This window comes from Streptomyces sp. NPDC041970 (genome assembly GCF_055588985.1).
Genome location: NZ_JBVJCD010000005.1, coordinates 167,773 through 176,273, shown reverse-complemented (window position 1 = coordinate 176,273; position 8,501 = coordinate 167,773). Strand labels below are relative to the sequence as shown.

At 72.3% G+C, this 8,501-nt stretch carries 10 protein-coding genes and 1 pseudogene; 6 read left to right on the top strand and 5 right to left on the bottom strand.

Annotated features, from left to right (window positions below):
* Positions 1–86: 86 nt before the first annotated feature.
* Both ACZ6EJ_RS05300 and ACZ6EJ_RS05295 read right to left on the bottom strand, forming a co-directional pair.
* Complete coding sequence (locus ACZ6EJ_RS05300; RefSeq protein ID WP_469264778.1) at positions 87–1,100, bottom strand: aldo/keto reductase; 1,014 nt, start codon at positions 1,098–1,100, stop codon at positions 87–89.
* Positions 1,100–1,591: a MerR family transcriptional regulator gene (locus ACZ6EJ_RS05295; RefSeq protein WP_469264777.1), complete on the bottom strand. Its 492-nt coding sequence runs from the start codon at positions 1,589–1,591 to the stop codon at positions 1,100–1,102. The genes ACZ6EJ_RS05300 and ACZ6EJ_RS05295 overlap by 1 nt, the downstream gene beginning before the upstream one ends.
* Before the next feature lie 156 nt (positions 1,592–1,747).
* On the opposite strand from ACZ6EJ_RS05295, the gene ACZ6EJ_RS05290 reads away from it, so the two are divergent.
* The gene (locus ACZ6EJ_RS05290) at positions 1,748–2,560 is read left to right on the top strand and encodes a serine hydrolase domain-containing protein (protein ID WP_469264776.1); all 813 of its coding nucleotides are present in this window, start codon (positions 1,748–1,750) and stop codon (positions 2,558–2,560) included.
* On the opposite strand, the gene ACZ6EJ_RS05285 is transcribed toward ACZ6EJ_RS05290, so the two are convergent.
* Positions 2,529–3,002, bottom strand: coding sequence for an ATP-binding protein (locus ACZ6EJ_RS05285; protein WP_469264775.1), 474 nt, complete (start codon positions 3,000–3,002; stop codon positions 2,529–2,531). The genes ACZ6EJ_RS05290 and ACZ6EJ_RS05285 overlap by 32 nt on opposite strands.
* Positions 3,003–3,088: 86 nt before the next feature.
* Here ACZ6EJ_RS05285 and ACZ6EJ_RS05280 point away from each other — a divergent pair, with 86 nt between their 5' ends.
* The 5 genes from ACZ6EJ_RS05280 (at position 3,089) to ACZ6EJ_RS05260 (ending at position 7,545) form a co-directional block, all read left to right on the top strand.
* A complete protein-coding gene (locus tag ACZ6EJ_RS05280; protein ID WP_469264774.1) occupies positions 3,089–3,913 on the top strand; it encodes a helix-turn-helix domain-containing protein in 825 nt (274 codons plus the stop codon).
* Positions 3,897–4,238 carry a DUF397 domain-containing protein gene (locus tag ACZ6EJ_RS05275; RefSeq protein ID WP_469264773.1) on the top strand — a complete coding sequence of 114 codons (342 nt, stop codon included), beginning with the start codon at positions 3,897–3,899 and terminating at the stop codon, positions 4,236–4,238. Before ACZ6EJ_RS05280 ends, ACZ6EJ_RS05275 begins: the two co-directional genes overlap by 17 nt.
* 594 nt (positions 4,239–4,832) lie before the next feature.
* A complete protein-coding gene (locus tag ACZ6EJ_RS05270; protein WP_469264772.1) occupies positions 4,833–6,353 on the top strand; it encodes an FG-GAP-like repeat-containing protein in 1,521 nt (506 codons plus the stop codon).
* 169 nt (positions 6,354–6,522) lie between these two features.
* Positions 6,523–6,867, top strand: a complete 345-nt coding sequence (locus ACZ6EJ_RS05265) for a hypothetical protein (RefSeq protein ID WP_469264771.1) — start codon at positions 6,523–6,525, stop codon at positions 6,865–6,867.
* Between the two features lie 387 nt (positions 6,868–7,254).
* Positions 7,255–7,545, top strand: a complete 291-nt coding sequence (locus ACZ6EJ_RS05260) for a hypothetical protein (protein ID WP_469264770.1) — start codon at positions 7,255–7,257, stop codon at positions 7,543–7,545.
* Here the strand turns inward: ACZ6EJ_RS05260 and ACZ6EJ_RS05255 are convergent.
* Both ACZ6EJ_RS05255 and ACZ6EJ_RS05250 read right to left on the bottom strand, forming a co-directional pair.
* Positions 7,530–8,138, bottom strand: coding sequence for a hypothetical protein (locus ACZ6EJ_RS05255; protein WP_469264769.1), 609 nt, complete (start codon positions 8,136–8,138; stop codon positions 7,530–7,532). The two genes, ACZ6EJ_RS05260 and ACZ6EJ_RS05255, sit on opposite strands and share 16 nt — an antisense overlap.
* Positions 8,139–8,278: 140 nt before the next feature.
* Positions 8,279–8,501 (bottom strand): annotated as a pseudogene (locus ACZ6EJ_RS05250) (fusidic acid esterase FusH); the annotation flags it as partial.

Here is an 8,501-nt window from a genome sequence, read left to right as displayed (position 1 = left end):
CGCACCCCACACCACCACCTGACCCCCCGCCGGGCGCCCCCCCCCCCCCCCCCCCCCCCCCCCCCCCCCCCCCGCGGTCCGAACGGCTACTCCCGCGCGGCCGACGTGCTGCTCATGTCCGGGTAGCGGTCCCCCGCCACCTGGCCCGCGATCGGCTCCAGCAGGGCCAGTTCGTCGGCCGTCAGGGTCAGCCGGGTCGCCCCCAGGTTCTCCAGCAGGCGGCTGCGCTTGCGGGTGCCGGGGATCGGGACGACCGTCAGGCCGTGCACCTGCGCCCGCTGCTGCACCCAGGCCAGGGCCACCTGCGCGGCCGTCGCCCCGTGCGCCTCGGCGATCTTGTGGACGGGCTCCAGCAGGGCCGCGTTGGCACGGGCGTTGTCACCGGTGAAGCGGGGCTGGCGCTTGCGGAAGTCGCCCTCGCCCAGGTCCTTGTCCGCGTCGGCGAACGCGCCGGTCAGGAAGCCGCGCCCGAGCGGGGAGTACGGGACGAACGTGATGCCCAGCTCCGCCGCCGCGCCGACCGCGCTCTTCTCCACGTCCCGGCTGAACAGGGACCACTCCGACTGGATGGCGGCGATCGGGTGCACGGCGTGCGCCTCGCGCAGCTCCGGGCCGGTCACCTCGCTGACCCCGATCTGCTTGACCTTGCCCTCCTGGATCAGCTCCGCCATGGTGCCGATCGACTCGGCGAGCGGCACGTCCGGGTCGCGGCGGTGCATGTAGTAGAGGTCGATGACGTCCGTGTTCAGCCGGCGCAGGCTCGCCTCGATGGAGGCGCGGATCTCGTGGGGCTGGTTGGCCACCGCCCGGTAGCGGGGGTCGTCGCTGCGGACGAGGCCGAACTTGGTGGCGAGGGTGATCTCGTCCCGGCGGGCGCTCACGAACGGGGCGAGGAACTCCTCGTTGGCCCCGCGCCCGTAGGCGTCGGCGGTGTCGAAGAGGGTGACGCCCGCTTCCAGCGCCGCTTCCAGGGTGTCGCGGGCGGCCCGCTCGTCGGTGTCGCCGTAGAACTCGCTCATGCCCATGCAGCCGAGGCCCTGGACGCCGATCCTCGGTCCGCCGCTGCCCAGCTCCACGGTGGCGATCTTGTCAACACTCATCAGGCACTGTGCCTCTCCGGCGCCCGGCGGGCGCTCGCGTAGAAATCGATCTTGTGGTCCAGGACGGCGAGGGTGTCGTGGAGTTCCGCGATCCGCGAGATCACGTCGCGGCGCGTCGCCTCCAGCAGCTCCTGCCGCGCTTCGAGGGTGGATTCGCCCTCGCGCAGCAGTTCCGCGTAGTGCACCATGTCGGCGACGGGCATCCCGGTCAGCCGCAGCTTGCCGACGAAGGTCAGCCAGTCGAGGTCGCGGTTGCTGAAGCGCCGCTGGCCCGTGTGCGAGCGGTCCACGTGCGGCATCAGCCCGATGCGCTCGTACCAGCGCAGGGTGTGCGCGGTGAGCCCGGTGAAGGCGACGACCTCGCTGATCGTGTAGCTGTCCCGCCCCGCGGGGCGGGGATGCGGCTTCGGGGGCGCCGCGCAGGCCCTCACCCCCTCGGACGGCTGTAACCGCACGGGAGTGGACCGGGGAATTCCGTCGATCACCGTCATGCCCTCCACGCTAGAGCCTTGGAGTGCACTCCAAGCAAGCGGAATCGCGGCAGATTTCGGTGTGTTGCGCAGGTCGCGGGTGATCCGCCGGGGAAAGGGCGCGCCCGCCCCGGACCCCCGGCGGAGCCTGCGGGGCCGGGCGTTACGCTCGACGGCATGGAGAGCCTGCGCATCATCGACACCTGGCCGGTCCCCACGGCGGCGGTCGCCGTCGTACGGGCGGACGGCGCCGTCCTCGGTACGCACGGGCCGACCGCCCACCGCTTCCCCCTCGCCTCGGTCACCAAGCCGCTCGCGGCCTACGCGGCGCTCGTGGCGTACGAGGAGGGGGCGATCGAGCTGGACGAGCCGGCCGGCCCCGAGGGCTCCACGGTGCGCCACCTGCTCGCGCACACCAGCGGGCTGGCCTACGACGAGCACCGGGCGGCGGCCCCGCCCGGCGAGCGCCGCCTGTACTCCAACGCGGGGTTCGAGGTGCTGGGCGACCACATCGCGAAGGCGTCCGGCATCCCGTTCCCGGAGTACCTGCGCCAGGCCGTCCTGGAGCCGCTGGGCATGACCGCGACCTCCCTCGACGGCTCCCCCGCCCGCGCCGGCGTCTCCACCGTGGACGACCTGGCCCGCTTCGCCGCCGAGGTGCAGGCCCCCCGCCTCCTCGACCCCCGTACGGTCCTGGAGGCCCAGAGCGTCGTGCATCCGGGCCTCAAGGGCGTCCTGCCGGGCTACGGCCACCAGAACCCGAACGACTGGGGCCTCGGCTTCGAGATCCGGGGGGCCAAGTCCCCGCACTGGACGGGCGACACCTCCTCCCCGGCCACCTTCGGCCACTTCGGCCAGTCCGGCACCTTCCTCTGGATCGACCCGGCGGCCGGGGTCGCCTGCGTGGCCCTGACGGACCGGGCCTTCGGGCCGTGGGCGGCACAGGCGTGGACCCCGTTCACGGACGCGGTTCTGGCCGAGCTGGCCTGAAGCGGCTGCCGCCCTTCTCCGGCGGGGTCAGGCACTCGAACCAGACCGTCTTCCCGCTGCCGTCCCACCGCAGCTCGACGCCCCACTTGTCGGTGAGGGCGTCCACCAGGACGAGCCCCCGGCCCCCCTCGTCCAGCGGGTCACCCGTGATCGCGAGGGGCACGACCGGGCTGCCGTCCGCCACTTCGACGCGTACGCCCTCGCGTCCGGGCAGCCGGAAGATGAGGGTCTGGCAGCGGCGGTCCGGCACGTGCCGGACGACGTTGGCGATCAGCTCGGTGAGCGCCAGCTCCGCCGCGTCGGCGAGGTCCAGCAGCTCCCAGGTGGTGAGGTACAGCCGCAGGACGCGGCGCAGGTGCCGGGCGGAGTGCTCGCCCATGGCGAAGTCGGCGCGGTAGACGGGCTCTCCGGGATCGCGCCGGGGAACAATTACGTGATTCATGTCACCAGCGTGCAATCACGTGGCTACGCTCGGCTATATAACGAAACGAACGCCGCGAGGCGTTGCACCTCGGAGGTCCGCGAGCCGTGGCCAACATCCAAACGCTCGATCCCGACGCTTCCCCGCTGGACTACTACGGCTGGGAGCTGCGCCGCCACCGCGAGGCACGCGGTCTCAAACAGCCCGAGCTGGGCGCGATGATCTTCTGCACCGGCTCGCTGATCGGCCAGATCGAGACGACGAAGAAGATCCCCACCCGCGACTTCTCCGAGCGCGTGGACGTGGCGCTGGAGACGGACGGGACCTTCTCCCGCCTGGTGGGCCTGGTCCTGCGCAGCCAACTGCCGACGTGGTTCCAGCCGTACGCGGACATGGAGGCGAAGGCCGCGTACATCTCCACGTACCAGGCGCAGGTGGTGTACGGGCTGCTCCAGACGGAGGAGTACGCGCGGGCGGTGCTGGCGACCGGTATGCCGGACGGCCTGGAGAACCTGCTGGCCGCCCGGATGGAGCGGCAGCGCATCCTGGAGCGCGAGAAGCCGCCGCTGGCCTGGGCGATCCTGGACGAGGCGGTGCTGTACCGACCGATCGGCGGCCGCGAGGTGATGCGCGCGCAACTCCAGAAGCTGTTGGACTTCGCCACGCACCGGTGGATGCGGATTCAGGTGCTGCCGTTCGAGGCGGGTCAACACGCAAGCCTGGCAGGTTCGTTCAACTTTCTGCGCTTCGAGGACGACCCGGACATCGTCTACACCGAGGACCTCATCTCCGGCCACATGACGGCCAACCCCGACACGGTCCGGGAGGGTTCGCTCCGCTACGCTCACCTCCAGGCCACCGCACTCTCCGTCGAGGAATCGGTGGCGCGGATCAGCCGCGTGATGGAGGAACGTTATGGAGACCGGCCGTGACCTGAAGAACGCGGAGTGGCGCAAGTCCAGCTACAGCGGGAACACCGGCGGTGACTGCGTTGAGTGCACCGTGACCGGGGGCGCGGCCTGGCGGACGTCCTCGTACAGCGGGAGCACCGGCGGCGAGTGCGTCGAGTGCACCGTCACCGGGGGCGCGGCCTGGCAGACCTCCTCGTACAGCGGCAACACCGGCGGCGAGTGCGTCGAGGTGGCCGCTGGCTCCTGCTGCGGTTCCGTCCCGGTCCGGGACAGCAAGAACCCGACCGGCCCGGCCATCGTGCTCGGGGCGCACGCCTGGCGGGCGTTCGTGGACGGGCTGCGCTGACGCACCACCACCACCGATGACACGGCGGCCGGGGCCGCAGGGGCGAAAACCCCCTGCGACCTCGGCCGATCGCGTTTCCCGGCGCGCGGCCCGGCCCGCGTCGGCGGCCCGTCACCGCGCTACGGGCGCTGTGACGAAGGCCACACGCTCATCACATCGGGTTTGCACGTTCTGCCCGATCTTCATCAGGCGCACAAATGATCACTCCGTGTTTGAATGCGGTCACTTGCGGGCTTGCGCGCCTCGACGGACCGCCGTCGGGGTGATCCGGCCGGCCCCGCGGGACTAGAGGGGACGGGTCCGGCCCCCTCGTAACGGGGGGAGAAAGCGGTATGAGGCCCTGCCCGACGCCGTGTTCGGCGCCGCACCGCCGCCGCGTGCCCGTGCACGCCCCGCCGCCCCTTCCCGCCCGACGCCGCTGCGTCGCGCAACGCCGGCGGCCTCGGGGCGCGTCCGGCTGACCCGGCCCCGTCCCAGGGACGGCGGTCGCCGGTGGACGTACGCCCGCCGTGCCGCCGCCCCCGATTCCGCAGCACCGCTCCGCCGTTCGGCACGGCCGGAGTGTTCTCACTCGCCATCAACGGGAGAAACGTCATGTCGCACACCCACAGACGCAGACTCTGGGCAGGCGGCGCAGCCGTCGTCGCCACCCTGGCCTCCAGCCTGGTCGGCTCGCCCGCACAGGCCCTCCAGGGGGCCCCGGCCGACGCGGCGGCCCACGCGCACACCGCGCGGATCGTCATCGGCAACTCCGAGCGCTCCTGCACCGGAACGCTCGTGAGCCCCCGGTGGGTCCTCTCCGCCGCGAGCTGCTTCGCCGACGCCACGGGCGTGGTCCAGCCCGGCAAGCCCACGTCCACGACGACGGTCACGGTCGGCCGCGTCGACCTGAACCAGGCCACGGGCGGCGCGGTCCGCACCGCGATCCAGCTCGTCCCCCACCCCGACCGCGACCTGGTCATGGTGAAGCTGGGCGTCGGCATCACCAACCTGAAGCCGGCCACCCTGGCCGCCACGCCGGTGACCGCCGACGAGAACGTCCAGGCGGCCGGGTTCGGCCGGACGAAGACCACCTGGGTCCCCGACCGGCTGCACACCGCGCAGTTCACCGCGACCGGCGGCAGTTCGGCCGACGTGGCGCTCGCGGCGACCGGCGACGCGGTCCTGTGCCAGGGCGACTCCGGCGGCCCCGTACTGCGGGCCAACGGCGAACTGGTCGCCGTCACCAGCAGGTCGTGGCAGGGCGGCTGCCTCGGCGCGCCGGAGACGGAGACCCGCACGGGAGCCGTGGCCACGCGCGTGGACGACGTGCGCTCCTGGATCACCAGCACGGCGCTGCCCGTGCCGGGTGACATGAACGGCGACAACAAGCCCGACCTCGTCGCCGTGGACGACACCGGCAAGCTGTACATCTACCCCGGCACCGGCACCGGCGCCCTCGGCGCGCGCATCACCATCGGCACCGGCGGATGGGGCGGCGCGTCCGTGACGCACCGGGGCGACTGGACCGGGGACGCCATGGAGGACGTCGTCGCCCGTGTCGGCAGCGAGCTGCGGGTCTACCCCAACCGCGGTGACGGCACGCTCGGTTCGCCCATAAAGATCCACAGCGCCATGCCCACGGACGCCAAGGTCGTGGGCGCCGGGGACGTCAACCGCAACGGCCACCCGGACCTCGTCATCTCGTACGACAACAAGCTGTTCCTGTACTCCGGCACCGCGGCCCCGACCCCGGCCATCGCCGCGCCCGTCCTCATCGGCACGAGCGGCTGGGACGTCATGACCCTCTCGGCCCCCGGCGACGCCGACCGGGACGGCCGGGTGGACCTGCTCGCCCGCGACACGCGGGACGGCGTCCTGTACATCTACCTGGGCCAGCCGAACAACACGTTCAGCGACCGCACCGAGTACGGCCGCAGCTACACCGTCGCCAACCGCCCGCTGATCGCCGGCGCCGCCGACGCCAACCGCGACGGCGTGGCCGACATGTGGGCCACCGTGGGCGACGGCACCCTGAAGTTCTACAAGGGCGGCTCCTCGATCCACGGCCCCGTCGACGGCCCGAGCATCGAGGTCGGCACGGGCGGCTGGGGCTACATCACGTCCATCAGCTAGCCCCTTCCCTCCTCCTCTCCACCACCCCGAGGCCCCGCTCTCCCCGAGCGGGGCCTCGGGCGCGACGCGGGGCGCTTCCGTAGGCGGCCTTCTCCGCCCTGGAAGGGTGCGGGCGATGCCCATCACCCCCTCCAACAGGGACGATTGAGGAACGGTACCCTCTGTGCCCATGACAACGAAGGCAGGAAAAGCAGGCCAGTGGGGCTGCGTGACCATCGTGGTGGGCGTGTTGCTGGCGGCCGGGATCTGGGTCGGGCTGATCGGCAAGGACATGATCGCCGACGAGCCGGGGGCGCTCTGCGGCAGCCGGGTCATGGAGGAGGGCGAGACGTGCGAGCGCTACTCCCGCTCCACGGGCAAGACGACCGACACGTTCGACGCCGAGGAAGCCGCCGACCAGCAGGACACGGCCAAGGACATATTCGGCTGGATCGTCGTCGGCATCGGAGGGGTTCTGGCCCTGTCCGGAGGGGGAATCGCCGTGCTGGCCGTCAAGTACCGCAAAGACGAATGACCGGAGGACGAGCGCGCGCCCGCCCCCGCCACGCCGTACGGAACCGCCCTGCCGCAGAGAGCCTGTCGACGGAGAAGACGGCTCGGAACACCCCCGTACGCGTGCGCTGAAGCCGACGGCGGGCGCACTCCCCTCCCCGCCCCCCTGGTATGAGCCTGCGCGCGGCGGCCTGGCGGCTTTCCGACGTACAGAACGACCGCGCCTCAGGACGCGGTCCGCGCACCGCCCGCTGCGGAAGCAACGTGGCACTCTCCGCGCCGAGGGACCCTGGAGGAACCTCCGGTTCGGCCCCTCCTGGCGCGGCGAGCGGTGTTGCCGTACCTCACGGGGAGCGCGTGCGCGGCGGCGCGGCAATCATCCGGGAAGTCCACGGCAGATGGCGACGGGATGACTGAGGAGCGGGACATCACCGAGCTGCGGAGGCTCAAGAGGATCGACTGGTCCGACAACGGGGACCGCGCCCTGGCGCACACCCGGTCACGCCGCCTGCTGACGCATGAGTACCTCAGACGATCGGCCTGGTGGGCGAGGCGTTTCAACGCCGAGGGCGCCTGGCCGTTCTTCGACGTCACGCAGTACAGGCCGCCGCACGATGCACAGGGCCCTCCACGACGTGCGGCCCGCACCGCCTCGGCCGGGCCGCACGTCGTGGTCGGAATTCGTCAGAAGTACGCGTAGTACCCGCGCAGTCGGGCCCGCGCCTCCTTGGCGTCGCAGCCGAGAGCGGTGCCCACCTCCTCCAGGGACGGCCCCTTCTGCCGGACCGTGAGAGCCGCCGAGCCGGCGAACACCTCCGCCGTGCGCCGCGCGATGCCCGCCGCGCGCAGGGCCGCGAGCGGGTCGGTGTCGGACAGTCCGCTCAGCCGGGAGCCGAGTCGGTCCAGGAGCGCGACCAGGTCCTCGGGCAGGGGGGCCAGGCGCGACTCGACCTCGGCCACGTGCTCCCGCCAGGCCGCCTCCGGGCCGGAGGTGTCGTACGCGTACGGGCGGCGCCGATCGACCCGCGACCAGTCCAGCGGATACAGGGCCTCGCCCCGCCAGCCGCAGGCGCAGGAGCCCCGCAGGTGGGTGGCGACCTGATCGCCCAGCCTGCCGCTGTAGTGCCACCAGTCGGTGAGCCGGTCCGAGGAGCCGCCGCCGAAACCGGCCGGGACGACGACGGGGTCGGGCTCCCGCCCGTCCGCCATGACCGCACCCGGCTCACCGGCGTGGCCGCACCCGAGCTCTTCCGTCTCCCACTCGCACTCGCACACGCCAACCTCCGCTGTCACACCGTGTTTTCAGGTCCCTGCTGTACGTGAGCAGTATTGGTGAAGTCCGGTACGCGCGGGGCGCGAACGGGCCCGGCCCTTCGTCCGAGGGTCCGGGCCCGTTCGCCGTACGGCCGTGCGGTGCGTTCAGCCGGTCATGGTCACAGGGTGATCATGCGGGTGCCGCCGTCGAAGTACGTGCCCATGTTCTTGCGCACCGAGACCTCGCCGGTGCCGAGCACGTGGACGTACAGGTCCGCCTTGCCGTCGCCGGTGGCGTCGCCGAAGCGGAGGCGACCGAAGTCGGCGCCGGTCACGAAGCGGCCCCAGCCGGCCGACCAGTGGGTGCCGCCGTCGAAGTACGTGCCCATGTTCTTGCGGACC

Bases quoted from the DNA above. Each gene is read 5' to 3' on its own strand.
- ACZ6EJ_RS05300 (WP_469264778.1), bottom strand. From the start codon at position 1,100: ATGAGTGTTGACAAGATCGCCACCGTGGAGCTGGGCAGCGGCGGACCG.
- ACZ6EJ_RS05295 (WP_469264777.1), bottom strand. From the start codon at position 1,591: ATGACGGTGATCGACGGAATTCCCCGGTCCACTCCCGTGCGGTTACAG.
- ACZ6EJ_RS05290 (WP_469264776.1), top strand. From the start codon at position 1,748: ATGGAGAGCCTGCGCATCATCGACACCTGGCCGGTCCCCACGGCGGCG.
- ACZ6EJ_RS05285 (WP_469264775.1), bottom strand. From the start codon at position 3,002: ATGAATCACGTAATTGTTCCCCGGCGCGATCCCGGAGAGCCCGTCTAC.
- ACZ6EJ_RS05275 (WP_469264773.1), top strand. From the start codon at position 3,897: ATGGAGACCGGCCGTGACCTGAAGAACGCGGAGTGGCGCAAGTCCAGC.
- ACZ6EJ_RS05270 (WP_469264772.1), top strand. From the start codon at position 4,833: ATGTCGCACACCCACAGACGCAGACTCTGGGCAGGCGGCGCAGCCGTC.
- ACZ6EJ_RS05265 (WP_469264771.1), top strand. From the start codon at position 6,523: ATGACAACGAAGGCAGGAAAAGCAGGCCAGTGGGGCTGCGTGACCATC.
- ACZ6EJ_RS05260 (WP_469264770.1), top strand. From the start codon at position 7,255: ATGACTGAGGAGCGGGACATCACCGAGCTGCGGAGGCTCAAGAGGATC.